This is a genomic window from Pseudomonas sp. P5_109 (genome assembly GCF_034009455.1).
In the GTDB taxonomy this organism is placed as follows: Bacteria; Pseudomonadota; Gammaproteobacteria; order Pseudomonadales; family Pseudomonadaceae; genus Aquipseudomonas.
On record NZ_CP125380.1, the window covers coordinates 1,591,872 to 1,616,396 of the forward strand.

At 60.5% G+C, this 24,525-nt stretch carries 26 protein-coding genes; 16 read left to right on the forward strand and 10 right to left on the reverse strand.

Annotation, left to right across the window (positions count from 1 at the left end; translation table 11 throughout):
* Positions 1-122: 122 nt before the first annotated feature.
* The 6 genes from QMK54_RS07080 (at position 123) to QMK54_RS07105 (ending at position 6,666) form a co-directional block, all read left to right on the forward strand.
* Positions 123-1,505, forward strand: a complete 1,383-nt coding sequence (locus QMK54_RS07080) for a glutamine synthetase family protein (RefSeq protein ID WP_223591435.1) — start codon at positions 123-125, stop codon at positions 1,503-1,505.
* A gap of 189 nt (positions 1,506-1,694) precedes the next feature.
* The gene (locus QMK54_RS07085) at positions 1,695-3,344 is read left to right on the forward strand and encodes a phosphoethanolamine transferase (protein WP_110658526.1); all 1,650 of its coding nucleotides are present in this window, start codon (positions 1,695-1,697) and stop codon (positions 3,342-3,344) included.
* A gap of 72 nt (positions 3,345-3,416) precedes the next feature.
* Complete coding sequence (locus QMK54_RS07090) at positions 3,417-4,067, forward strand: class I SAM-dependent methyltransferase (protein WP_110658525.1); 651 nt, start codon at positions 3,417-3,419, stop codon at positions 4,065-4,067.
* 123 nt (positions 4,068-4,190) lie between these two features.
* On the forward strand, positions 4,191-5,324 hold the full coding sequence (rnd, locus tag QMK54_RS07095) for a ribonuclease D (protein WP_320402262.1): 1,134 nt from the start codon (positions 4,191-4,193) through the stop codon (positions 5,322-5,324).
* Entirely contained in the window at positions 5,321-5,614 is a 294-nt protein-coding gene (locus tag QMK54_RS07100; protein WP_110658523.1) for a YcgL domain-containing protein, read from the forward strand. Before rnd ends, QMK54_RS07100 begins: the two co-directional genes overlap by 4 nt.
* A 119-nt stretch (positions 5,615-5,733) precedes the next feature.
* On the forward strand, positions 5,734-6,666 hold the full coding sequence (locus tag QMK54_RS07105) for a D-2-hydroxyacid dehydrogenase (protein WP_320402263.1): 933 nt from the start codon (positions 5,734-5,736) through the stop codon (positions 6,664-6,666).
* A gap of 124 nt (positions 6,667-6,790) precedes the next feature.
* Here QMK54_RS07105 and QMK54_RS07110 read toward each other — a convergent pair whose 3' ends face one another.
* On the reverse strand, positions 6,791-7,384 hold the full coding sequence (locus QMK54_RS07110) for a nitroreductase family protein (RefSeq protein WP_110658540.1): 594 nt from the start codon (positions 7,382-7,384) through the stop codon (positions 6,791-6,793).
* 279 nt (positions 7,385-7,663) lie between these two features.
* Between QMK54_RS07110 and QMK54_RS07115 the strand changes: the two genes are divergently transcribed.
* Together QMK54_RS07115 and QMK54_RS07120 are read left to right on the forward strand one after the other, a co-directional pair.
* Positions 7,664-8,113: a YcgN family cysteine cluster protein gene (locus QMK54_RS07115; RefSeq protein ID WP_095945369.1), complete on the forward strand. Its 450-nt coding sequence runs from the start codon at positions 7,664-7,666 to the stop codon at positions 8,111-8,113.
* A 35-nt stretch (positions 8,114-8,148) separates the two neighbouring features.
* Entirely contained in the window at positions 8,149-9,378 is a 1,230-nt protein-coding gene (locus QMK54_RS07120) for a hypothetical protein (RefSeq protein WP_223591430.1), read from the forward strand.
* A 113-nt stretch (positions 9,379-9,491) separates the two neighbouring features.
* Here the strand turns inward: QMK54_RS07120 and QMK54_RS07125 are convergent, their stop codons facing one another.
* The 4 genes from QMK54_RS07125 to QMK54_RS07140 form a co-directional block, all read right to left on the reverse strand.
* On the reverse strand, positions 9,492-9,869 hold the full coding sequence (locus QMK54_RS07125; protein WP_110662115.1) for a DUF2892 domain-containing protein: 378 nt from the start codon (positions 9,867-9,869) through the stop codon (positions 9,492-9,494).
* A gap of 80 nt (positions 9,870-9,949) precedes the next feature.
* Positions 9,950-10,420 carry an RNA methyltransferase gene (locus tag QMK54_RS07130; RefSeq protein ID WP_007911337.1) on the reverse strand — a complete coding sequence of 157 codons (471 nt, stop codon included), beginning with the start codon at positions 10,418-10,420 and terminating at the stop codon, positions 9,950-9,952.
* Positions 10,421-10,613: 193 nt separating this feature from the next.
* Positions 10,614-10,985, reverse strand: coding sequence for a YajD family HNH nuclease (locus QMK54_RS07135; protein WP_007944009.1), 372 nt, complete (start codon positions 10,983-10,985; stop codon positions 10,614-10,616).
* A gap of 50 nt (positions 10,986-11,035) precedes the next feature.
* The gene (locus tag QMK54_RS07140; protein ID WP_007898703.1) at positions 11,036-11,722 is read right to left on the reverse strand and encodes a spermidine synthase; all 687 of its coding nucleotides are present in this window, start codon (positions 11,720-11,722) and stop codon (positions 11,036-11,038) included.
* 95 nt (positions 11,723-11,817) lie between these two features.
* Here QMK54_RS07140 and QMK54_RS07145 point away from each other — a divergent pair, with 95 nt between their 5' ends.
* On the forward strand, positions 11,818-12,108 hold the full coding sequence (locus QMK54_RS07145) for a hypothetical protein (protein ID WP_110662116.1): 291 nt from the start codon (positions 11,818-11,820) through the stop codon (positions 12,106-12,108).
* On the opposite strand, the gene QMK54_RS07150 is transcribed toward QMK54_RS07145, so the two are convergent.
* Positions 12,105-12,578, reverse strand: coding sequence for a cyclic nucleotide-binding domain-containing protein (locus QMK54_RS07150; protein ID WP_223591428.1), 474 nt, complete (start codon positions 12,576-12,578; stop codon positions 12,105-12,107). The genes QMK54_RS07145 and QMK54_RS07150 overlap by 4 nt on opposite strands.
* A 218-nt stretch (positions 12,579-12,796) precedes the next feature.
* Positions 12,797-14,851, reverse strand: coding sequence for a S9 family peptidase (locus tag QMK54_RS07155; protein ID WP_223591426.1), 2,055 nt, complete (start codon positions 14,849-14,851; stop codon positions 12,797-12,799).
* A 275-nt stretch (positions 14,852-15,126) separates the two neighbouring features.
* On the opposite strand from QMK54_RS07155, the gene QMK54_RS07160 reads away from it, so the two are divergent.
* From QMK54_RS07160 to QMK54_RS07170, 3 genes are read left to right on the forward strand one after another with little or no spacing between them, the layout of a single operon-like run.
* Positions 15,127-15,624 (forward strand): MFS transporter, encoded by a 498-nt coding sequence (locus QMK54_RS07160; protein WP_110662915.1) that lies wholly within the window; start codon positions 15,127-15,129, stop codon positions 15,622-15,624.
* 32 nt (positions 15,625-15,656) lie between these two features.
* Entirely contained in the window at positions 15,657-16,433 is a 777-nt protein-coding gene (locus tag QMK54_RS07165) for a class II glutamine amidotransferase (protein WP_223591423.1), read from the forward strand.
* A gap of 11 nt (positions 16,434-16,444) precedes the next feature.
* Positions 16,445-16,987, forward strand: coding sequence for a DUF2937 family protein (locus QMK54_RS07170; RefSeq protein WP_110662913.1), 543 nt, complete (start codon positions 16,445-16,447; stop codon positions 16,985-16,987).
* A 154-nt stretch (positions 16,988-17,141) separates the two neighbouring features.
* Here QMK54_RS07170 and QMK54_RS07175 read toward each other — a convergent pair whose 3' ends face one another.
* Positions 17,142-18,056, reverse strand: coding sequence for a LysR family transcriptional regulator (locus QMK54_RS07175; RefSeq protein ID WP_110662044.1), 915 nt, complete (start codon positions 18,054-18,056; stop codon positions 17,142-17,144).
* 146 nt (positions 18,057-18,202) lie between these two features.
* Between QMK54_RS07175 and QMK54_RS07180 the strand changes: the two genes are divergently transcribed.
* From QMK54_RS07180 to QMK54_RS07195, 4 genes are all read left to right on the forward strand, one after another.
* On the forward strand, positions 18,203-19,489 hold the full coding sequence (locus QMK54_RS07180) for an MFS transporter (RefSeq protein WP_110662043.1): 1,287 nt from the start codon (positions 18,203-18,205) through the stop codon (positions 19,487-19,489).
* A 73-nt stretch (positions 19,490-19,562) separates the two neighbouring features.
* Positions 19,563-20,315 carry a 5-oxoprolinase subunit PxpA gene (locus tag QMK54_RS07185; RefSeq protein ID WP_320402264.1) on the forward strand — a complete coding sequence of 251 codons (753 nt, stop codon included), beginning with the start codon at positions 19,563-19,565 and terminating at the stop codon, positions 20,313-20,315.
* Positions 20,312-21,016: a 5-oxoprolinase subunit PxpB gene (gene pxpB / locus QMK54_RS07190; protein WP_110662041.1), complete on the forward strand. Its 705-nt coding sequence runs from the start codon at positions 20,312-20,314 to the stop codon at positions 21,014-21,016. Before QMK54_RS07185 ends, pxpB begins: the two co-directional genes overlap by 4 nt.
* Positions 21,013-21,930: a biotin-dependent carboxyltransferase family protein gene (locus tag QMK54_RS07195; protein ID WP_320402265.1), complete on the forward strand. Its 918-nt coding sequence runs from the start codon at positions 21,013-21,015 to the stop codon at positions 21,928-21,930. The genes pxpB and QMK54_RS07195 overlap by 4 nt, the downstream gene beginning before the upstream one ends.
* A 145-nt stretch (positions 21,931-22,075) precedes the next feature.
* Here the strand turns inward: QMK54_RS07195 and QMK54_RS07200 are convergent, their stop codons facing one another.
* Positions 22,076-23,254, reverse strand: coding sequence for a vWA domain-containing protein (locus tag QMK54_RS07200; protein ID WP_110658508.1), 1,179 nt, complete (start codon positions 23,252-23,254; stop codon positions 22,076-22,078).
* Positions 23,255-23,266: 12 nt separating this feature from the next.
* On the reverse strand, positions 23,267-24,112 hold the full coding sequence (locus tag QMK54_RS07205) for an AAA family ATPase (RefSeq protein ID WP_007911294.1): 846 nt from the start codon (positions 24,110-24,112) through the stop codon (positions 23,267-23,269).
* Between the last annotated feature and the right edge of the window lie 413 nt (positions 24,113-24,525).

Below are 24,525 nucleotides of genomic sequence, written 5' to 3' on the forward strand. Positions count from 1 at the left end.
GCCATGCGCGCCCGCCGGATTCCTGCTTTTTCCGCTGATTGTTCCTACATTTTCCGGCTGATGCCGGGATTAAAGCGCGGGTGCTTTTGCGTACCCGCCTGACACGGAAAAAGAGAGTTTCCATGAGTAGTGCCACGACCTCGTTTGCCACCCAGCAAGAAGCCCTGACCTTTCTGCAGCAGAACCCGGATGTTGAAATGTTCGAGCTGTTCATCCTCGACAACAACGGAGTGCCGCGCGGCAAGCTGCTGCATCGTGACGAGTTGCTCGCGGTGTATGAAAGCGGGCGGCCATTGCCGAGCACCATCCTCGGCCTGACCATCAATGGCGATGACGTGGAAAACTCCGGGCTGGTCTGGGATGTCGGGGATATCGACTGCCGGGCCTACCCGATCAGCGGCAGTCTCACGCGTATGCCGTGGCGCCTGATACCGACCGCGGCCGTGCAGGTCAGCATGCATCCGTCGGAGGGAATGCCCGCCACCATTGCCGATCCTCGTCATTTACTGGCGAAAGTCATCGAAGGTTTGCAGGCTGACGGTTATTACCCGGTCATGGCGGCGGAGCTGGAGTTCTACCTGCTGGATCAGCAGCGCGACAGCAACGGCCGGCCGCAACCGGCACGGGATGTCGATGGCGGGCGTCCGCGTGGTACCCAGGTCTATGGGTTGCGTGAACTTGAACAGATCGAACCGTTCCTGGCCGATCTGTACAGCGCCTGCAAGCTCCAGGGGATTCCGGCGCGCACGGCCATTTCCGAATACGCACCGGGGCAGGTGGAAATCACCCTCGAACACCGCACCGACGCGCTGCAGGCGATGGATGAAGCGGTGCGCTACAAGCGCCTGGTCAAGGGAGTGGCACACAAGCACGGCATGACCGCCTGCTTCATGGCCAAGCCCTTCGATGACCTGGCCGGCACCGGGATGCACATGCACGTGAGCCTGGCGGACAAGGACGGCAACAACCTCTTTGCCAGCGAAGCCCCGGATGGCACGCCGCTGCTCAAGCAGGCTGTCGCAGGCATGCTCAGTACCTTGCTCGATTCGCTATTGCTGTTCTGCCCGAACGCCAACTCCTACCGTCGATTCCAGGCCAACAGCTATGCGCCCCTGGCGGCCACCTGGGGCGTGGACAATCGCACAGTGAGTTTGCGCGTACCCGGCGGGCCGGCGTATTCGCGGCATATCGAGCATCGAATTTGTGGCGCGGATGCCAACCCCTATCTGGCGGCTGCGGCAATTCTGGCCGGTATTCATCGCGGTATCCGCGAACAACTCGACCCCGGTGCGCCGGTGGAAGGCAATGGCTACGCCCAGGCTGCGAAACTGTTGCCGACAGACTGGCTGACCACCTTGCGCTCGCTGGAGGGTTCCAGTTGGGCCAGGGAAGCTTTTGGTGGCGAATTCCTCGGTGTCTACCTGGCGGTGAAGCGCGCCGAGTATCGCCAATTCATGGGCGAGGTCGGAGAGCAGGACTGGCGCTGGTATTTGCACCAGGCTTGAGTCAAAGCTGAACCTAAGCTGAACAGTTCTCAAAAAGTCTGAAAGTTTCAGGCGGTCTTGTAAGCCAACTAATTGTTGGCTTCTTTTTCACAAAAAATTGATGGTTGGCTACCTAAAATTAGAATTGTCTCGGTAAATGAAATTTTCACATTTGCCGAAGACATTTCTTTTCAGGACCCGCCGAACCTCATGCTTAAGATTAAAGCCGTGCGCCCAGAATGGGTGACACTGATTGCCAGCGTATTTTTGTTAATTTGCTTCAATTTTGTGCTCTGGCAACACCTGTTCGAAATCACCGCATCCGATGGTAAAGGCATCGCCATGCGCGTGGCTTTCGGGGTGATGATCTGCGCGGCCTTCAACATTGTATTGACCCTGCTGGCATTCCGGCCGGTACTCAAGCCGGTCCTGATCCTGCTGTTCATGATCAGCGCGGGCGTGGCGTATTTCATGAGTCAGTATGGTGTTCTGATCGACACCGGCATGTTGCGTAACTTTGCTGAAACCAATGCCACGGAAGTTCGCGACTTACTGTCGCTCAAGTTGTTTGTTTATATTGCGCTGCTTGGAGTTCTACCGTCTTGGCTGTTGTGGAAGACTCCAATCAGTTATCGACGTTGGCACCGTGAACTGCTCAGTAAAGTTCTGGTGACTTTTGCTTCGGTGGCGGTGATCGGTGGTGTTGCGCTGGTTAACTATCAAGGCCTGTCTTCACTGTTTCGCAATCATCACGAATTGCGCCTGATGGTGGTGCCAAGCAACTACATTGGTGCCTCGGCGGGTCTCTTGCGCGAGAAAGTAGCGACGGCACGCCAGCCCTTTGTCAAACTCGGTGAAGATGCCCAGCGCAATCCGGCCTGGCAAACTCACGGGCGCAAATCCCTGACCGTTCTTGTCGTGGGTGAAAGTGCCCGGGCGGAGAACTTCGGCATCCTTGGCTATAGCCGTGACACCACGCCGAAACTGAGTAAGGAAGAGGGCCTGATCGCCTTCACCGATGTGCACTCCTGCGGTACTGAAACCGCCGTCTCGGTGCCTTGCATGTTCTCCAATATGGGGCGCAAGGACTACAACGCCAGCAAGGCAAAGAATGAAGAAGGCCTGCTGGATGTGCTCAAGCATGCAGGTATCGACGTGATCTGGCGTGACAACCAGTCTGGCTGCAAGGGTACGTGCGATCGCGTCACGGTTCAGGACGTCAGCAATCTGAAAGACCCAACGCTGTGCGCCAACAGTGAATGCCGCGACGAAATCCTCCTGCAAGGGCTGCAACATTTCATCGATAGCCTGGACAAGGACACGGTATTGGTATTGCACCAGATGGGCAGCCACGGTCCGGAGTACTTCAAGCGTTATCCGAAAGAGTTCGAGCACTTCACCCCGGTTTGCGAAAGCAATGCCCTGAACAATTGCAGTCGCGAAAGTATCGTCAATGGCTACGACAACACCCTGGTATATACCGACCATGTGCTGTCGACCTTGATCGATCTGCTGCGCAGCAATCAGGACAAAGTGGATACCGCGATGCTGTACCTGTCGGACCACGGCGAATCCCTGGGTGAGTACAACTTGTTCCTCCACGGCACGCCTTACATGCTGGCACCGGAGCAGCAAAAGCATGTGGCCATGTTTGCCTGGTTCTCCGACAGCTATAAAAAGTCGTTTGCGGTAGATACCCATTGCCTGCAACAGAGTCGTGAAAAGCCCCTGAGCCAGGACAACCTGTTCCATTCGATGCTTGGGCTGCTGGAAGTCAACAGCAAGGTCTACAACCAGGATCTGGACATGTTTGCCGGTTGTCGTGGCCCAGTGTCCGACGGCGTGTTGGCCAAAGATTGAGTGCTCCGATTTTGTTTCACGCGGTGGCCGCCGTCCTGCGGCCTGTAGAACCTTTATCAAGAGCCATTGCACATGTCCGCTCAGCCCCCGTCCGCCATCGAGCTTGAGATTGCCCGGCGCTACGACCAGGAGCACGCGCGCGTCTGCCTTCAGCCGCAAGCGCCTGGCCTGACCGGACGTCTGGTGCTTTGGCGTGAGGAGCGTCTGGTGCGCAACGCGCTCAAGGTCGCCGGCGAACCGGGGCTGATCCTTGATGTGGCTTGCGGTGTGGGGCGTTTTTGGCCGGTGCTGGCCGAACATGCCAATCGGGTGATCCTGGCGACGGATCCGTCCCAGGACATCCTCGATCATGCCCTCACACACCACCCGAAGAGTCTGTTGAAGCGGATCAAGACCTTTCAAAGCTCCGCATTCACGATTGGTTTGTCGGAGAACGCGGTTGACTGCATTTTTTGCATGCAACTGTTTCAGCACCTCACCAACCCGGAACATCGTCTGGCGATGCTGGGCGAGTTTTATCGGGTCAGTCGCGATACGGTGATTGTCGCGGTGCGCCTTGACGGTCGTTTCAAGGGCGCGGGTGCGGAGATGGAAGGGCCATTGCCCAGCAAGACCAAGGTGGAAAGCGAGTTCAGGCAGGCGGGTTTCCGTCTGCTCAGCCATCAGGACTTCTTCCCCGGTTGTGCGCGGATGCGGATCTACGTGCTGGGTAAGACCAGCTAGCGCGACGTTGTCGGACTATTCTTCATATCACGCAGTAATTTTCGCTAACGCTCTTGTTCAGTGGATGCGCGGAAATCGCCGGGGGCGATATATACTGCGCGCCATTCTTCAAGGGAGAGCCGTGTGGCCATCGATATTCACTGGATTCGCGACAACGATAGCCTCGGACGCTTGTGTGCCGAGTGGCAGCAGTTGCCATTCGTTGCCCTCGACACCGAATTCATGCGGGTCGACACCTTCTACCCGATCGCTGGCCTGCTGCAGGTCGGTGATGGCAAGCGCGCCTACCTGATTGACCCGCTGACCATCGACAACTGGCAACCATTGGCCGCGTTGCTGGAAAACCCGGCCGTGGTCAAAGTTGTCCACGCGTGCAGCGAAGACCTCGAAGTCCTGCTACGCCTGACCGGCAGCCTGCCGGCGCCACTGTTCGATACCCAACTGGCCGCCGCTTACCTGAACCTCGGTTTTTCCATGGGCTATTCGCGGCTGGTGCAGGAAGTGCTCGGCATCGACCTGCCCAAGGGTGAAACCCGTTCCGACTGGCTGCAGCGTCCGCTTTCCGAAACGCAGATCAGCTATGCCGCGGAAGATGCCGTGCATTTGGCTGAAGTCTTCGTAAGGCTGCGCCCAAAGCTGTCGAACGACAAGTACGCCTGGGTCCTGGAAGACGGCGCTGAACTGGTGGCCAACCTGCGCCGCGAGATCGACCCGTACGAGGTCTATCGCGATGCCAAGCTGGCCTGGAAGCTGTCCCGCGCCCAACTCGCGGTTTTGCGTGAGCTGTGCGCCTGGCGTGAAAAGGAAGCCCGGGCCCGTGACCTACCGCGCAACCGGATTGTCCGCGAGCATTCGCTGTGGCCGCTGGCGCGTACGCAACCGGATAACCTTGGCGCCCTGGCGAAAATCGAAGACATGCACCCGCGTACCGTGCGTCAGGACGGCGAGTTTCTGCTTGATCTGATCAAGCGCTCTGGCAGTGTGTCGCCTGATCAATGGCCGCCAGCCGTGCCAGAGCCGTTGCCAGTGGATGCCGCCGCGCTGCTCAAGCAACTGAAGGCCATCGGCCAGGCGGAGGCCGAGCGCCTGAACATCGCCCCGGAACTGATGCTGCGCAAGAAAACCCTGGAAGCGCTGCTCAAGAGCGGCTTCCCCAATGGTCCCTACCAATTGCCTGATTCGCTGCGTGGCTGGCGTCGCGAATTGATGGGCCAGGCGCTGCTCGACAGCCTGGCCACCGCCGGAGAACAGCCTTGAAACGTATTTGTTCCATCTACCGCAGCTCGAAGAGAAACGAAATGTACCTGTACGTGCTCAAGAGCGATGCTCTGGAGCGCGTGCCGGATCCCCTGATGGCAGCCTTCGGCAAGGCCATCCATGCATTCGACCTGGTGCTGAGCCCCGAGCGCAAGCTGTCGCGCGAGGACATCGAGGTCGTGCTGGAAAACCTCGACAAACAGGGTTATCACCTGCAAATGCCGCCTGCCGAAGACGAGTACATCGAGCACTTGCCGGAAGAATTGTTGCGCCGCAACGATCCGATGTGAGCGGCAGACAGGCTCTGTTCAGAGTGGTTATGAAACACTGATCGATTTTAGCGATGGCAGCATCGACGGAGCACGGCTCTGTCGGCTGTCGTCTGCACCGTTTTTGAAAGGTTTGAAGCATGCGCGTCCTGATTGCTGAACACGACCACCCCGTGTACGCCCAACTGTTGCGCGAGGCGGCACCGGACCTGGAGGTGCTGACCAGCGGTGATTCCGCCGAACTGGCCAGTCAGGCCGCCGATTGTCCGGTGTGGCTCGGCCAGCCTGATTTGCTGGCGACCCTGTTGCGCCAGGGGCATCAACCGCAATGGCTGCAATCGACCTGGGCTGGCATTACGCCGCTGCTGGCCGACGGCTTGCCACGGCACTACCAGCTGACGCGTGCCGTCGGCATCTTCGGCCAGGTCATGGCCGAGTACGTGCTCACCTATATGCTCGGTCACGAACGTGAAGTGCTGGCGCGGCTGGTCAGCCAGGTCGAGCGCAAATGGGACAGTCGCCATGGCCAGAGCCTGTCGGGGCGCAAGGTGTTGATCGTCGGCACGGGCGATATCGGTCAAAGTGTCGCGCAGTTCCTCTTGCCGTTTGGCGTCGAGTTGTATGGCGTTGCCAGCAGCGCGCGGGAACAGGCACCGTTTATCGAAGTCGGTTCACTGGCGGATCTGCCACGGCTGGTCGGTGAAGTCGATTACGTGGTCAACCTGTTGCCGAACACACCGGACACCCACGATATCTACGACGCGGCGCTGTTCAAGCAATTCAAGCCGACCGGGTTGTTCATCAACGCCGGGCGCGGTGTGGCAGTGGTCGATGCGGATCTGGTGGAAGCCTTGAAGGAAGGGCATCTGGCGGGCGCGGTGATTGACGTCTGCCGTCAGGAACCCTTGCCACAGCGTCATCCATTCTGGACCGCCTGGGGCCTGTTGCTGACCGGCCACAGCTCGGCACCGACTTCGCCGTCACTGATGGTGAAGCTGTTTGTCGAAAACCTGCGGGCGTATCAGGCGGGAGAAGCGTTGCGCGGAGAAGTGGATTTCGATCGCGGGTATTGATTCACCGCCATCAAAAATGTGGGAGCGGGCTTGCTCGCGAATGCAGGGTGTCAGTCACTGAACTTGTCGACTGACACTCCGCATTCGCGAGCAAGCCCGCTCCCACAATGTTTTGTGCAGTGGCTTAGAGGGTGAAGTCACCTTCAGCCGCCAGCTCGCTCAACGGACGACGCGGGCTCGGTTCTTCACGGGCTTGCAGGTAATCCGCCAGGCTTGCCTTGTCCCCCAGCTTGCCCACTGCGACGGCGGCGTGCAGGGCGTAGCCTTCAGGAATGCTCAGCTCCTTGCGGGTCAGTTCCTGGTCGAAACCGGCCATGCCATGGGTGTGCCAGCCGCTCAGGCTCGCTTGCAAGGCCAGGTGGCCCCAGGCCGAACCGGTGTCGAAGGTATGCCACAGGGCCGGGGTTTCTTCGGTGGCGCCAGGCACGGCGAAGGTGGTTTTCGAGATCACGATCACCAGGGCCGAAGCATGTTGCGCCCAGCTGCGGTTGAATTCATTGAGCAGGCCCAGGTAACGCTCCCAGTTCGGCGTGTCGCGACGTGCGTAAAGGAAACGCCAGGGTTGAGAGTTGTAGGCCGAGGGTGCCCAGCGCGCGGCTTCGAAGAAGCTCAGCAGGGTTTCCTCAGGGATCGTTTCGCCAGTGAAGGCGCGGGGCGACCAGCGATCGGTGAACTGTGGGTGAATAGCGTAATCGGCAACGCGTGGGTTGGCACTCATCAAGGGATTCCTTGCTACGTTTGAAAGTGAGGGTCGTCCGAAAACTGTGGGCACGGTTGAGCCGGGCCGTGAGGTTTTTCGAGAGCCGTGGCAGTTCACCGCAATGCAACGCGGTTGAGCGTTAATGGCACGCAGGTCAGGCTCCTTGCGATTGGCAAAGCTACTTGCCAGCGCAAAAACTGACAAGCCCGATCTACCGACAGTCGCCAATGCTTGGCCCAAGGGGCTTCGGGCACTAGACTGGCGGCCTTTTCACCACCTGATGTCGATGCTCGAACCATGGCCGCCAAAGTAGAACCGTTCTGGATACGCAAAACCCTCGATCAACTCGATCAGGAGGAATGGGAGTCGCTGTGCGACGGCTGTGGATTGTGCTGCCTGCAAAAACTTGAAGACGAAGACGACAACAGCGTTTATTACACGCGCATCGCCTGCAAGCTGCTGGACCTGAAAACCTGCCAGTGCAAGGACTATCCTAACCGCCGTGACTCCGTGCCGGACTGTATCCAGCTCACGCCGGGCAAGGCCGACGAATTCAAATGGCTGCCGCCGACCTGCGGTTATCGCCTGGTCAGCGAAGGCAAGGACCTGCCGTTGTGGCATCACCTGGTGTGCGGTGATCGCGATGCCGTGCATCACGAGCGGATTTCCCAGTCCGGGCGCATGCTCGCCGAGGGCAGCGTGCCGGAAGATGACTGGGAAGATCACCTGATTTTCCGCGCGGGTTGACTGCCTGAGACTCAACCTTTCACGAAGGAGTGTGTATGGCTGTGGGATGGCGGCGGGCGTGGATCGTTGGATTACTGGCGGTGAGTTCGCCCGTATGGGCCGCGAACAAGGTCAATCTGGATTATCACGTGCGCCTGTTGCCGCAGAGCGATCAGGCCGAAGTGCGCCTGACGCTCGCCCAGGGTTCGGCGGTACGCAGCCTGGACTTCAACCTCGGCGACGGCAGCCACTACAGCGATTTCAAGGTCGACGGCCAATGGCTACTGACACCCGGCAAAGCGACTCGCGGTGTCTGGCGCCCGGCGGCCGACAAGGCCAGCCTGACCTACCGCGTGAAAATCAGCCACGGGCGCAAGAACGGCAGCTTCGACACGCGCATGACGCCAAACTGGGCGTTGATGCGCGGCGACGATCTGGTGCCGGCCGCCAGGCTCGATCAACAGGATGGCACCGAACTGGTTTCACGCCTCGAATTCGAGCTGCCCGCTGGCTGGAAAAGCGTTGAAACCGCCTGGCCACGAATCGGCAAGAACAAATTTCGTATCGATAACCCCTCCCGACTGTTCGACCGGCCCACGGGCTGGATGCTCGCCGGCCAGCTTGGCAGCCGCCGGACTCGTCTGGGCGAGACTGAAGTCACCGTCGCCTCGCCGCTGGGGCAGGGGATGCGCCGTATGGATGTGCTGACCCTGCTGACCTTCGTCTGGCCGCAAGTGCAGGCGCTGTATCCGCGCCACCCTGGCAAGCTGCTGATCGTCGGGGCCAATGACCCCATGTGGCGCGGCAGCCAGTCGGCGCACGAGTCGATCTATCTCAGCAGTCACCTGCCGTTGGTCAACGAAAGTGGCAGCAGTGCGTTGGTCCGTGAGTTGGCCCAGGTGTCCGGACGGATCAATGGCACCCAGCGCAGCGACTGGATCAGTGAAGGTTTTGCCGAGTATTACGCCATCGAACTGGTGCGTCGGGCTGGCGGCATCAGTGATGAACGCTACGAAAGCCTGCACGGCAAGCTGGTCAGGGACACACAGAAAGTCACCACGCTGCGCGGCGAGCGAGTCAGCCCGGCGCAGGTAGCCAGGGCGGTGGTGTTGCTGCAGGAACTGGACGGCGAGATTCGCCTGAAAACCCATAACAAGCGGTCGCTGGACGACGTATTGCGCGGGGCAATGCGGCTGGGGGATATCGATACCCAGGCGTTTGTTCAGCTCAGCGAGAGCGTGATCGGTGGGTCTTCGAAGGTGTTGAGTACCGAGTTGATTCAGTAATACCGCCATTCGCGAGCAAGCCCGCTCCCACATTTGATCCGTAGCGTTCACAAAATCGATGTAGGAGCTGGCTTGCCAGCGATGAGGCCAGTAGTCTCACCAAAACTTTTGGTTCAAACCCCAGCTTTCGGCGACTTCAAGGAATCATTGCCAGTCACGGTGGCCGTTTTGGTCGCCGCCTCGGCGTTGGCCTTCAACTGGCTCAGTTCCTCACCCGCCCGCTGGATTTTCGCCCGCACGTTGTCCATGTCCTGACGGCCTTTTTCCAGCAGGCTTTTCGCCGAGCTGTGGCCGGTGATACCGCGCGCCAGGGCCACGCCGCCGATGGCCACCTGGATCAGGCCAAAGATCCCGCCACGCCGCAGGCCCTTGCCCACCATCACTACGCCGCCGGCCAGGGAGCCGATGCGTTCCCAGCCCTGCACGTTCTGCTCGGAAGGGCTCTGGAACGGGGTGGATTCGATACGCTCGACGCGTTTAAGTTCGCTCATGGTCTGTCTCCAGGCTTCTGTGATCGATAATCAAGCTGACTGCGTGGGCAGGCCGCTTGTTCAATCGGATGTGCGGCGATTCAGCGGAATTTTGGCCCGGAGCGGGTATTGAGCCCCTTGGCCATGCGGTCGTAGAGCACGACGTTGACCGTGGCGGCCAGGTTCATGCAGCCGGTGGTCGGAATGTAGACCACGTCTTCGCACCAGTCGCGAATCTCTTTATCCAGCGATCCGTCTTCCGGGCCGAAGATGTAGAGCGCGCGATCCGGGTGAGTGTATTCGGGCAACGGGCGGGCGCCTTCGACCAGTTCCACGGCGACGGGCACACAGTTGAGCGGCAGGATTTTCTTCAGGTCGTCGATGCCGATCAGCGGGATGTCGTAGTGCACGCGCTTGGTATCGGTGACGAAGTCGGCGGCGCGCTCATAGCGCTTGCCGGTGTAGAACACCGACGCCACGCCATAACAGCCAGCGGCGCGCATCACCGAACCGACGTTCTCCGGTGATTTGGGGTTATACAAACCAATGCAGCTGTACCGTTTGTCTGCCACGAGCGGGGTGCCTTTCGGGAAAAAAGCGCGATTATACGGGGATTGGGCGGCAGTGGTCAGTTTGGAGATTGGTGGTGCCAGGGCGATCGCTTTCGCGAGCAAGCCCGCTCCCACATTGGTTTTGTGTCTGGCACAGATTAAATGTGGGAGCGGGCTTGCTCGCGAAGAGGCCGGTCGGGACGCCGATGAGTCTTCAGTCTTCTTTTTTCATCAACCCGGCCAACGCCGCAAATGGGTTATGCGTGGCCTTGGCGATTTTCGGCGTGCTCAGCGAGCCTTCGCCGAAATACTGCTGGTCGGTATAGCGCGAGTGTTCGTTATCGTGGCAGTACAGGCACAACAATTCCCAGTTCGAGCCATCCTGCGGGTTGTTGTCGTGGTTGTGGTCGCGGTGGTGCACGGTCAGTTCGCTCAGGCGCTTGCCGGAGAACTCACGGGCGCAGCGGCCACAGACGTGCGGGTACATCTTCAGGGCCTTGTCGCGGTAGCCCATTTCCTTGTCGCGCTGGTTGTCGGCGAGGATGCGATCCAGCTTCGAAGTGTTGGTCGGGGTGGACGAACTCATGGGTTCACCTTTGTAGAATGACTAATGACGGTTATAGGGTGAAGTTTAGCCTAGCCCTTGAGCTTCTCGGCAATCCAGATGGTGTGGCGGGTGCCCTTGTTGCCGTGGGCGAAGACCTGCACTTCCTCGGCCTTGAACCCGGCTTTCTTCAGTTTGTCGGAAAATTGCCGGTCAGCGCTGGCCGACCAGACGGCCAGCACGCCTTTTGGTCTCAGGGCCTTGGCGCAGGCGCTCAGGCCGCCAGCGGAATACAGCCAGCTGTTGGCTTTCTGGGTCAGGCCTTCGGGGCCGTTGTCGACGTCGAGCATGATCGCATCGAAGCCCTGGGGTTCGGCTTGCAGGACTTTGGCCACGTCTTCCATGCGAATCACCGTCCGCGGGTCGAGCAGCGGGTTGCCAGCCTTCTCGCCCAGTGGTCCACGGTTCCACTCAACGACCCCGGGGACCAGTTCGGCGACCACCACTTCGGCGGTCTTGCCCAGGTGCTTGAGCGCCGAAGCGAGGGTGAAACCCATGCCCAGGCCGCCGATCAGCACCCGTGAGTTCGGTCGGCCGGCGACCTTGCGGCACGGGATCTCGGCCAGGGCATCTTCGGAGCCGTGCATGCGCGTGTTCATCAATTGTCCGCCATCGCCACCCTGGATCTTGATGACGAAATCCTCGCCATATTCGAACAGGCACAGGGCACCGCCGTTTTCAGGAATGGGGGTGGTGTCCAGCAGAACGAAACGTTTCATGGGGCTCACTTGAAGAAAATTGGCAGAACTCGGGAGGGCAAACAGACGCAGTTGGGAGTAGCCTGTTTATGACGACAAGGCCAACGGAGCCATTGATGAAGCGCACCATTCTAACGGTCATTGCCCTGGCCGCGCTCTCGATAACTGCAGTACAGGCTCAACAGCTGCAATCGATTCCCGTCAGCCCCGCGCCGATGCCCGGTTCGCCCGGCACTGCGACGCCCACGCCGTATCCGCAGATCAGCCCGGCGCCTTTGCCTAAAGTCGGCCCCGGCAGTAGTGGCCCGCCGTTGGTGCCGATTGAAATGCCGAGCCCGCCGACCAAGGACCAGCCCGTGCCGGGGATTGAGCCGAATCCGCCCAAACCCAAGTCGCCGGGCGGCTAGACCTGCTGCGAAAGCAACTGGCCGTCGGCCATGCGCAGGCGCTTGGACAGGGACACGGCGAGGGCGCGAATGGTCTTGGCGGCGATTTTCGGTGCGTCGTTGAGCATTTTTTCCAGCGAGTCCTTGCCCAGGTTGAGCAACTGGCAATCGCTCGCGGCTACGCAACTGGCCGAACGCCGTTCGCCGTCGAGCACGGCCATCTCGCCGAACGAGCGGCCGCTGCGCAAGGTGGCGATGGTGACGCGTTGCCCGTCAGCGGTGGTTTTCTGCACCGCCACCTGACCGGTGTGGATGATGCACATGAAGCTGCCGGCATCACCCTCCTGGAAGATTTCCTCGCCCTGGGCAATGGTGCTGATACTGAAGTAACCCGACGCCGCGGCGAAGTCCGCTGGCAGCAATTGATTGAACAGGCCGCAGTCCATCAGCCAGTCGCGAATTTCGTTGTTCAGAAAGGTTGATTCAGGCATGTCGTCACGGTCTTTATTGTTGTGTCTGTTACTGGCTTGAATTTGTAGTCACTGCAGCCCCTCTGTGGGAGCGGGCTTGCTCGCGAAGGCGGTGTGACAGTCGACATTTATGTTGCCTGACACTCCCTCTTCGCGAGCAAGCCCGCTCCCACAAGGGGTTTTGTGTTGTATCGGCCAACGGTGTGCGGAGTTAAGACCGGCACACCGCGCCAAGTTCCTCAGGCAATGCCCAATACCTTGAACAAAAACGCATATTCGAGCGCCACGTCACGCAATCCCTGATATCGACCGCTCATCCCGCCATGCCCGGCACCCAGTTCAGTCTTGAGCAATAGCGGATTGCTGTCGGTCTTGGTCGCGCGCAATTTCGCCACCCACTTGGCGGCTTCCCAATACTGCACACGGCTGTCGTTGTAGCCGGCGATCACCAGGGTCGCCGGATAAGCTTGCGCGCTGACGTTTTCGTACGGGGCGTAGGCCTTGATCCGATCATGGACGTCCGGTTCTTCAGGGTTGCCCCATTCGTCGTACTCCGTGACGGTCAATGGCAGGTCAGGGTCGAGCATGGTGTTGAGTACGTCGACGAACGGCACTTCGGCGATGGCGGCGCCAAACAGCTCCGGCCGTTGATTGAGCACCGCGCCGATCAGCAGGCCACCGGCGCTGCCGCCGCTGATCGCCAACTGCGGGGCAGTGGTGAAGCCTTGGGTGATCAGGTGTTCGGCGCAGGCGATGAAGTCGCTGAAGGTGTTGTGCTTGTGCTCCTGCTTGCCGGCGCGATACCAGGCTTCCCCCAGTTCGCCACCGCCGCGCACGTGGGCAATGGCAAACGCCATGCCGCGATCCAGCAGGCTCAGGCGCGCATGGGAAAACCATGGGTCGAGGCTTTCGCCATAGGCGCCATAGCCGTAGAGGTACAGCGGCACCGGCTTGCCGAGGTCTGTGCGCTTGATCACCAGGCTGATCGGCACTTGTGTACCGTCCGGCGCAGTGGCCCACAGGCGCTGGCTGACGTAGGCGTCGGCATCGAACGGGCCGAGCACCGGGGTTTGCTTGAGGACTTTCTGCTCGCCGGTTGCCAGTTCAAGCTGACGGATTTGCGCCGGACGGTTCAGCGCTTCGTAGCGCAGGCGAATCCGCTCGCTTTCGAACTCCAGGCTGTTTTGCACGTGCAGGCTGTAGGCCGCATCCGGCAATTGCACGCGATAAGGCGCCAGGCCTTGCGGGTGCACCTCGATGATCGGCAAACCGCCAACCCGCAGGCTCAGGGTCATGGCCCCGGTGTTCAGGCTGATGCCGTCGATCATCACCGTGTCGCTGTGGGGGATCAGGTTCTGCCAGTCGGCTTCGGTGGGTGCTACGCCGGTGTCGATGGCCGTGTACAAGGCGAAATTGATGCCGTCACGGTTGCTGCGAATGAACCAGGTCCATTGACCGTCGAGTACGCCGTGGTCGACGTCGTACTCATGATCCTCGACCCGTGGCGCGATGCAGGTAAAGGCTTGCTGCGGCTGGTTGGCATCGAGGACCCAGGCCTCGCTGGTGGTCTTGCTGCCCACGGACAGCAACAATTGCCGCTCGGAGCTTGAACGGTAGCAATGCATGAAGAAGCGACCGTCCGGCTCATGGAACACTTCCTCGGCCGCCGTGCCGTCCAGACGATAGCGATACAGCTTATGCGGGCGATGGGTGTCGTCCAGTTCGCCAAAGAACAGCGTCAGGCTGTCGTTGGCCCAGGTCATGCTGCCGTCACAGTCCTGGAATCCCAGTTCGCTGACGCGGCCGTCGGACAACTCCTTCACGAACAACGTGTAAATCTCGTCGCCGCTGGAGTCGACGCTGTAGGCCAGGCGCTGATGGTCCGGGCTGATGCTGAACGCCCCAAGCGAAAAAAAGCCGCCATTGGCCAGTTCGTTGGGGTCCAGCAACAGTTGTTCGCGGCTTTCGTCGAGGGTCAGGCTGTCATCGGCCGGACGCGGGCAGCGGTAGTGCCGGGCGTACTCATCGCCCGCCGTGGTGCGGGTGTAGTACAGATACGGTCCCCACGGCGAGGGCAGGGACAAATCAGTCTCGAGAATCCGCCCCTTGATCTCCTCGAACAGGGTTTCGCGCAGCCCGGCCTGGTCGGCGGTTTGCGTTTCCTGATAGCTGTTTTCGGCTTTCAGATAGTCGAGCACTGCATCGGTGTCGCGCTCTTGCAGCCAGGCATACGGGTCGGAGCCTTCAGCCTTGTGGGCAATCGGAGCGTCGTGAATGTTGGCGGATAGGGGCATGTAGGACTCTCGAGCAGTGTACGGAATAGGGTTTAGACCTTGTAGGAGCGAGCTTTTGTGGCGAGGGGGCTTGCCCCCGTTGGGTCGCAAAGCGGCCCTAAAACGAGTCACTGCGATGTTTAGTCAATAACGCGGTGCCTGTTTTACGACTGCTTCGCAGCCGAACGGGGGCAAGCCCCCTCGCCACACAAGCTCGCTCCTACAGGGTTCTATGTCTTGATGCAGCCTGACGGGCGAAAAGCCGTTATCATAAGCGCCTCTTTGCCTGCCTTGCCATGGACACCATGACCGAGAACGACTATCTGATCGCTTGGGGCCTCTACGCCTTTGCCGCTTTGGGCTGCCTGTTGGTGTGGATGCGCTTGACCCGCTGGATGTGGCGTTGGCTACGAGAGCCGCTGCGCCTGGTGATGGCCGTGCTCCTGTTCAGCCCGACCATCATTGACCCGGTCAAGGATAAAGTCGCACCGGCCATCGCCATTACCGCGCTCGACCTGCTGTTCAAGGTCGGCAACAACGCCTGGCGGGCGATTTCCGATCTGTTCATGTACGGCATGATCGCGTTCGGCCTGTATCTGGTGCTGGTGGCGATCCGTTTCCCCATCGAGCGCGCTTCCAACGCCCGCAAGGAACGTGAGGCTGCCACCAAGGCCGCCGTCCGCGCCGACGAGCGTGAGGATGATCAACCATTCGGCGGTGCCGGCGATGATCGTTACGGTCGTCCACCCGTGCCGAGCAATCCTCAGCGGATGCGAGTGGAACCCCGTCTGTAACCTTGCCCCTGCGATTGAGCGAGAGTCCGAGCATGTGTGAGTTATTGGGCATGAGTGCCAATGTCCCGACCGATATCGTGTTCAGCTTCACCGGGCTGATGCAGCGCGGCGGACGCACCGGCCCGCATCGCGATGGCTGGGGCATTGCCTTCTATGAAGGCCGTGGGCTGCGGCTGTTCCAGGATCCGGCGGCGAGCTGCGAGTCGGAAGTCGCGAACCTGGTGCAACGCTATCCAATCAAGAGTGAAGTGGTGATCGGGCACATCCGCCAGGCCAACGTCGGCAAGGTCTGCCTGTCCAACACTCACCCGTTCGTCCGTGAACTGTGGGGGCGCAACTGGTGTTTCGCCCATAACGGCCAGTTGGCTGACTTTCAGCCAACGACCAGTTTCTACCGCCCCGTTGGCGATACCGACAGCGAAGCGGCATTTTGCGATTTGCTTAACCGCGTACGGGCGGCGTTCCCCGAGCCGGTCGAGGTCGAAGAACTGCTGCCGGACCTGGTGGCCGCTTGCGCCGAATACCGCAGCAAGGGTGTGTTCAATTGCCTGCTCAGCGATGGCGACTGGCTGTTCTGCTATTGCTCGACCAAGCTGGCGCAAATCACCCGTCGCGCACCGTTTGGCCCGGCGCGCTTGAAGGATGTCGACGTGATCGTCGATTTTCAGGCCGAAACCACGCCAAATGATGTGGTCACTGTCATCGCCACCGAACCCCTGACCGAAAACGAAACCTGGACCCGCTACGAACCGGGTCAATGGAGCCTGTGGCGACGCGGCGAATGCGTCAGCCAGGGCATGACCGAATAAGGACTCCTTGCATGTTGCTCAGTTATCTACGGCTGGTGTTGTTTGCCGCGGGCCTGTTGATCGGTGTCCAGGTGCCGGGGTTCATCAACGATTACGCCAAGCGAGTCGAAGCGCATCTGATTGAAGCGCAGGCCAGCCTGAGCGGGTTTCAAGGTACGGCCAACCAGTTCTTCAAGGGTGACATGCAGGCCCTGGTGGCCCATTACCGCGCCAGCGAAGATCCGATCTTTCGCAGCGATGCCGACAGCCTGAGCAACCTGCTGACCCGCCAGCTGGCGCTGGACAAGCAATTCCAGGCAATGCAGGGGCCGTGGTACATCCGCTTCCTGCAAGTGGTGCTGGCCGCTGATCCGGACATCCGCAAGGAAACCTGGAATGGCTACAGCTACCAGATCCTGTTGACGCCTGAAGCGATGATCTGGGGCATGAGCGGCGCGTTGCTGCTGTCGTTCGGGATCGAATGCCTGTTTCGCCTGATTGACTGGGTGGTGTTGGGCGGCAGGCGTCTGCGCCAGAGCCGGCCAATCGAAGAGCGGGATTTGCGCGGGTTGTAATACTGCCTGGTCCCTGTGGTGAGGGGGCTTGCCCCCGTTGGGTTGCGCAGCAGCCCCAAAACCAGGCACTCCGGTTTACAGGTGTACCGCGTTTGCTGGGTTTACGACTGCTGCGCAGCCGAACGGGGGCAAGCCCCCTCGCCACAGGGTGCGTTCAGTCAGCCAGGGTGATGTAGTCCTCACCCACCTTCTGCGCATACTCCTCAAGCACTTGCTGACACAGCGCGACAATCTCCTCGACCCACTCTACGCCCACCCGCCACGACACCACCACCTGCAGGTCGGGTGGTCGCTGATCAATGTCCAGCAAGGTCAACTCGCCCCGCGCCAGTTCCTCGGCCACCAGCACCGGTGGCAAGGCGCCGATACCAAAGCCATCGCGCAACAACCGGGTAATCGCCGACACCGAGTTCACACAGTTCAGTCGCGGCGCCAGTACACCGTTGGCTTGCATCAGGGCGAGCACTTCCTGGTGCGGGTGGGAGTTTTTCGAGTAGGTGATGATCCGCTCGCCCGCCAGGTCAGCGATGCCTGAATACTCGCGGTTGTAAATGGAGTTGCTGGCGACAATCCAGCCCATGGGGTGGCTGGCCAGTTCCAGGCTGCGCACGCTTTCCTGGCGCAGCAGGTCGGTCTGCAGGATCACATCGAGAAAGCCTTTTTGCAGCTGATCGCAGAGGTTGAGCGATGTATCGGCCACCAACTCGATTTCCACCAGCGGGTAGTGATCGGTCATCTGCGCCACCAACGGGCTGAGCCAGGTATGGATCACCGTGTCCATCACGCCGATGCGCACCCGTCCGGCCTTGCTCGAACGGGTCTCGATCGACTGCTTGAGTGCCTGCATGGTGTCCAGCATCTGCTCGGCGTAATCGAGCACTTTCAGGCCTTCGGGTGTCAGGCTCACGCCGCGCGAATCCCGCAGGAACAGCTTTACCCCAAGCTCGCCTTCAAGCACCGCAATTCGGCTGGAAATAGAGGCCTGAGTGGTGAAGAGCTTGTCGGCGGTCAGGCGAAAACTCTTGAGTCGGGCGACCCAGACAAAGGTCTCGAGAAACTTCAGGTTCATGGGATAAAGATTTCTTATGGCTAAGGCGGGTTTTTATTAGTTGGACGCAGCAGGGGCGCGCGTCCAAGAATCGACGCATCCGGTTCCCACGATAGGCGTCGTCGGGGCTCAGAACAATACCAATAAAATAAGCGCGGAGATTTGCCATGAGTGCGCCCGACACCACCGCCATCCCGAAAGCCTCGGCCCGTCCGGGACCTTTCGACTGGTATCGCAACATCAATCAGCAGGAACGCCGCACCTTCTGGAGCTGCAAGATCGGCTATGGCCTGGATGGCATGGACACCCAGATGCTCAGCTTCGTGGTGCCGACCCTGATTGCCATGTGGGGCATCACCACCGGCCAGGCCGGGCTGATTCATACCAGCACGTTGATCGCTTCGGCCATCGGTGGCTGGGTGGCGGGGATTCTCTCCGACCGCATCGGTCGCGTGCGCACCTTGCAACTGACGGTGCTGTGGTTTGCCTTCTTCACCTTCCTTTGTGGCTTTGCCCAGAGCTACGAGCAACTGCTGATTGCCCGCACGTTGATGGGCTTCGGTTTCGGCGGCGAGTGGACGGCCGGCGCGGTGCTGATGGGTGAGGTGATTCGTGCCCAGGACCGCGGCAAGGCCGTCGGCATGGTGCAATCGGGCTGGGCGCTGGGTTGGGGGCTGACGGCGATTCTGTATGCGCTGCTGTTCTCGGTATTGCCTCCGGAAGACGCCTGGCGCGCGCTGTTTATCCTCGGCATCGTGCCGGCGATTTTCGTGATCTTTGTCCGCCGTCTGGTCAAGGACCCGGAAATCTATCGTCAAGCCAAAGCGAAACAGGAGCCGAGCAACCCGTCGAAGTTCTACGAGATCTTCGCCCCCGGTATGCTCTTCACCACGATTCGCGCTTCGTTGCTGACCACCGGCGCGCTGGGTGGTTACTACGCGATCACGTCCTGGCTACCGACTTTTCTGAAGAATGAACGCGGCTTGAGCGTACTCAATACCAGCGGTTATCTGGCGATGGTGATCGTCGGTTCCTACGTGGGGTATGTCATCAGCGCCTATTTGACCGACATCCTCGGACGTAAAAAGAACTTCATCCTGTTCGCCGTCGGCTCGTTCACCATCGTCTTGCTGTACACCCAACTGCCGGTCAGCAACGGCGTGATGCTGTGGCTGGGCTTTCCGCTGGGCTTCTTCGCCTCGGGGATTTTCAGTGGCATGGGTGCGTTCCTGACCGAGCTGTTTCCGACGCGCATTCGTGGTTCGGGCCAGGGTTTTTGCTACAACATCGGCCGGGCGCTGGCGGCATTGTTCCCGCTGTTGATCGGCCTGCTCAGCCAGACCGTGCCGCTGAGTGTCGGCATTGGCGCCTTTGCGGCGGTGTCCTACGGTGTGGTGATCCTCGCGGCCCTGAGCCTGCCGGAAACCCGTGGCAAGCAACTCGACGCCCAGTAACTGATAACCTGCGGGCCTGTCTTATAGATATGTCCCGCAGCTAAAAAGAATAAAGCCTACAGGAGTGTTCCGAGTGAGCCGCCTGCTATTGAACTGCGACATCGGCGAGAGTTTCGGCAGCTGGACCATGGGTCTGGACGCAGAAATCATGCCCTTCATCGATTGCGCCAACATCGCCTGCGGTTTTCACGCCGGTGACCCGAGCATCATGCGCAAGACCGTCAGCCTGGCCCTCAGCCACGGTGTGCAAATTGGCGCGCATCCGGCCTATCAGGACCTGGTAGGGTTCGGCCGGCGTTCCATGGCCTATGCCACCCAGGAACTGCAAGACATCCTGCATTACCAGATCGGCGCCCTTGACGGCATCTGCCGGGCCCAGGGTGGCCGGGTCAGTTACGTCAAACCCCATGGCGCGATGTACAACGACATGATGGCCAACCCGGCCCAGCTGCGCGCCGTGCTGCAAGCGGTGGCGTCCTATGACCGCAACCTGCCGTTGATGCTGATGGCAACCCGCGACAACAGCGCCGCCCAACAAATGGGCGATGAATACGGCGTGACCCTGTGGTTCGAGGCCTTCGCCGATCGGGCTTACGACAGCGCCGGCAAGCTGGTCTCGCGACAACTGCCGGGAGCGGTGCATCACGACCCGGAAACCATCATCGAGCAGGCGCTGACCATTGCCCGTGGCGGTCCGCTCACCGCCAGCGATGGCAGCGCCTTGCATTTGCAGGCCAACACCCTTTGCGTGCACGGCGACAACGCCAGTTCGGTCGCAGCCGTGCAACGCATCCGTGAAGCCTTGAACCGGCAGATCGCGTCATGAAGTTGCGGGTGGAAGTGGTGGCGCTGGATTGCCTGATGGTGCGCCTGTTCGATGAGATTGCCGAAGCCAACATGCCGTGGATGCTGGCGGCCAGCGAAAGTCTGCGCACGGCATTCGCCGGGCATCTGATCGATCTGGTGCCGTCCTACACGACCTTGATGGTGCATTACGACCTGACCGCGCTGAGTCCCGCCCAGGCCCGGGAATTGATTGCCGAAGCCTTGATCGACCTGTCGCCCAACGCGCATGCCCGCGGCCAATGTCATGTGTTGCCGGTGTGGTACGACTTGAGCGTCGGACCGGAGTTGAGCCTGCTGTCGCAGCGCAGCGGATTGGCGGTGGAGGAGGTGATCCGTCGGCACAGCGAGCGTGAATATCAGGTGTTCGCCCTGGGCTTTGCGCCGGGCTTCGCCTTCATGGGGCTGGTGGAAGAGGTGCTCGCCGCACCGCGCCTGAGCACGCCACGCAAGAAAGTCGCCGCCGGCAGTGTCGGCATCGCCGAACGGCAGACGGCGGCTTACCCGGTGGTGTCGCCGGGCGGCTGGAACCTGATCGGCCGCACGCCGGCCCGATTGTTCGATCGCAACCGTGACGGCTACAGCCTGATGCAGCCGGGCGATACGGTGCGCTTCGAAGCCGTCGGCCATGCCGAGTTCATTAACCTGGGCGGTGACGATACGCCTCTGGAGGCGCAGGCATGAGCCGTCTGATGATTGAAGCGAGCACGCCGTTGTGCCTGTTGCAGGATGCCGGTCGATTCGGCGTGCGGCATCTGGGCGTGACCCAGGGTGGCGCGGCCGATTGGCGTTCGATGTCCTGGGCCAACTGGCTGCTGGGCAACGGGCTGGACGCGCCGGTGATCGAAATCACCCTCGGTGGGTTTACCGTCGTGGCCGAGGAGGAATGCGTGCTGGCCTTGGCCGGAGCGAATCTCGGCGCGCAGGTAGACGGCGAGGCGCTGGCGCCGTGGCGCAGTTTCCGGTTGCACAAAGGCCAGCGTTTGCAATTCACCCAGCCGTTGCTTGGTGCCAGGGCCTATCTGGCGGCGCCGGGTGGTTTTGATGCGCCGAAGGTGTTGGGCAGTAGCGCGACGGTGATCCGCGAGGAACTCGGCGGTCTGGATGGCATGGGCCATGCGCTGGGTAAAGGCGCGAGTTTGAGCTATTCGGGCAACTCGGTGATGTTGCTGCGCGAATTGACCGCGGATCAGCGGCCGGACCTGAACCTTGATACTCCGTTGGACCTGGTCCTCGGTGCACAGATCGGTGAATTCAGCGGGCAGAGTCTGTTCGACGCCTTCAACAGCGCGTGGAACCTCGACAGCCGTGCCGACCGGATGGGCATTCGCCTGTTGGGCACCGCGTTGCAGTATCAGGGCAAACCGATGATTTCCGAGGGGATACCGCTAGGTGCGGTGCAGGTGCCACCCGACGGGCAGCCGATCGTGTTGCTCAATGATCGGCAGACCATTGGCGGTTATCCGCGCCTGGGGGCGTTGACGCCGTTGGCGCTGGCGCGATTGGCGCAGTGCTTGCCGGGGGCGTCCGTGCGGTTGCGGCCGGTGGTGCAGGATGTGGCGCATCGCGAGCAGATCGAATACCTGCGGCGCTTTTAACTGTGGCGAGGGGGCTTGCCCCCGTTGGGTTGCGAAGCGACCCCAAAACCTGCAACCGCGGTGTGTCAGAAACTCCGCATGCATTGGTTTTACGACTGCTGCGCAGCCGGACGGGGGCAAGCCCCCTCGCCACAGGGACCATGCGTTACTTGGAAAGAAACCGCATCCCTTCCTCCAACCCGCGAAGGGTCAGCGGATACATCTGGTCATCGATCAAATCCCGCACGATGTTGGTCGACGAGGTATAGCCCCAGGTGTCCTTCGGGTACGGATTGATCCAGATGAGCTTCTTGTACTTCTCCTTGAACCGCTGCATCCACACGTAACCGGCTTCTTCGTTCCAGTGCTCGACGCTGCCGCCCGCCTGGGTGATTTCGTAGGGCGCCATGGCCGCGTCACCGATGAAGATCACTTTGTAGTCGGCGCCGTATTTGTGCAGCAGGTCCATGGTCGAGGTGCGCTCGGAGGTGCGGCGCATGTTGTTCTTCCACACCGATTCATAAATGAAGTTGTGGAAGTAGAAGTACTCCAGATGCTTGAACTCGGTCTTGCAGGCCGAGAACAATTCCTCGCAGATCTTCACGTGGGCGTCCATCGAGCCGCCGATGTCGAACAGCAGCAACAGCTTGACGGTGTTGCGCCGTTCCGGGCGCATCTGGATGTTCAGCAGCCCGGCATCCTTGGCGGTGTGGTCGATGGTGCCATCGATGTCCAGCTCTTCCGCCGCACCCTGACGGGCGAACTTGCGCAGGCGGCGCAGGGCGACCTTGATGTTGCGGGTGCCCAGCTCGACCGAATCGTCGAGGTTCTTGTATTCGCGCTGGTCCCAGACCTTGACCGCCTTGCCCTGGCGCTTGCCGGCGTCGCCGACCCGAATGCCTTCCGGGTTGAAACCACCGGAGCCGAACGGGCTGGTGCCGCCGGTGCCGATCCACTTGTTGCCACCGGCGTGGCGTTCCTTCTGTTCTTCGAGGCGTTTCTTGAACTCTTCGATCAGCTTGTCCAGGCCGCCGAGGGACTGGATCGCCGCGCGCTCTTCATCGGTCAGCGAACGCTCGAACTCCTTGCGCAGCCAGTCCTCGGGAATCAGCGCCTGCAGGTGGTCGTCGAGCTTTTCCAGGCCATTGAAGTAGGCACCGAACGCCCGGTCGAACTTGTCGAAATGCTTTTCGTCCTTCACCAGGATCGCCCGGGACAGGTAATAGAACTCGTCCATGTCGGCGAACGTCACGCGCTGTTTCAGCGCGTTGATCAGGTCCAGCAGTTCACGCACCGAGACCGGCACCTTGGCTGCGCGCATTTCATTGAACAGGTTGAGCAGCATGGCATCAGCCTCTTAGCGGGTGCCGCGACGGCTCATGAACGCCAGACGCTCCAGCAGTTGCACGTCCTGTTCGTTTTTCACCAGCGCACCGGCCAGCGGCGGGATGGCCTTGGTCGGATCACGCTCGCGCAGCACCGCTTCGCCGATGTTGTCGGCCATCAACAGCTTCAGCCAGTCCACCAGTTCGGAGGTCGAAGGCTTCTTCTTCAGGCCCGGCACCTTGCGCACGTCGAAGAACACGTCCAGCGCTTCGCTGACCAGGTCCTTCTTGATGTCCGGGTAGTGCACATCGACGATCTTTTGCAGCGTAGTACGATCAGGGAAGGCGATGTAGTGGAAGAAGCAGCGGCGCAGGAAGGCGTCCGGAAGCTCTTTCTCGTTGTTGGAGGTAATGATGATGATCGGGCGCTTCTTGGCCTTGATGGTCTCGTCGATCTCGTAAACGTAGAACTCCATCTTGTCGAGTTCTTGCAACAGGTCGTTGGGGAACTCGATGTCGGCCTTGTCGATTTCGTCAATCAGCAGGATGACCCGTTCTTCGGATTCGAAGGCTTCCCAGAGCTTGCCCTTTTTCAGGTAGTTGCGCACGTCGTGGACTTTTTCGTTGCCCAGTTGCGAGTCGCGCAGGCGGCTGACCGCGTCGTACTCGTACAGGCCTTGATGGGCCTTGGTGGTGGACTTGATGTGCCAGGTGATCAGCTTGGCGCCAAAGGATTCGGCCAGTTGCTCGGCGAGCATGGTCTTGCCGGTGCCCGGTTCGCCCTTGACCAGCAACGGCCGCTCCAGGGTGATGGCGGCGTTGACCGCCAGCTTCAGGTCATCGGTGGCGACGTAGGCCTGGGTGCCTTCGAACTTCATCTGCTAATCCTCGAACGGTAACGCCGACCTGAACGAGGCAGGGCGGGGGGCGCAATAAAATGGTCAGCCCCGACTATAACGCGGGGCCCGGTCGACTGTGAACGCAGACGGCTTATTCAGTCTCTGACTGCCCGGTACACTCCTGAACTGTTGGGTCGGCTGAGAGCCTTGTACTATAAAGGCTCCAGCGATTCGGCACTGTGCCACATACCCCAGTATTCAGCGTTTAGATGTGCCGTATGTCGCATGCAAGTGCTTGCGACACGTGCCCCGGAGATACCAGTGATCGGATGCAGTACGCAGACAGTGCAGCGCGTTAAGCGTGAGCTGGCCGTACCGGCGTGAACACGCCCGATAACCCCACCCCTGTGCACCGCCTGAAGCAACGATAGCACCGGACGGTGCAACGGCAC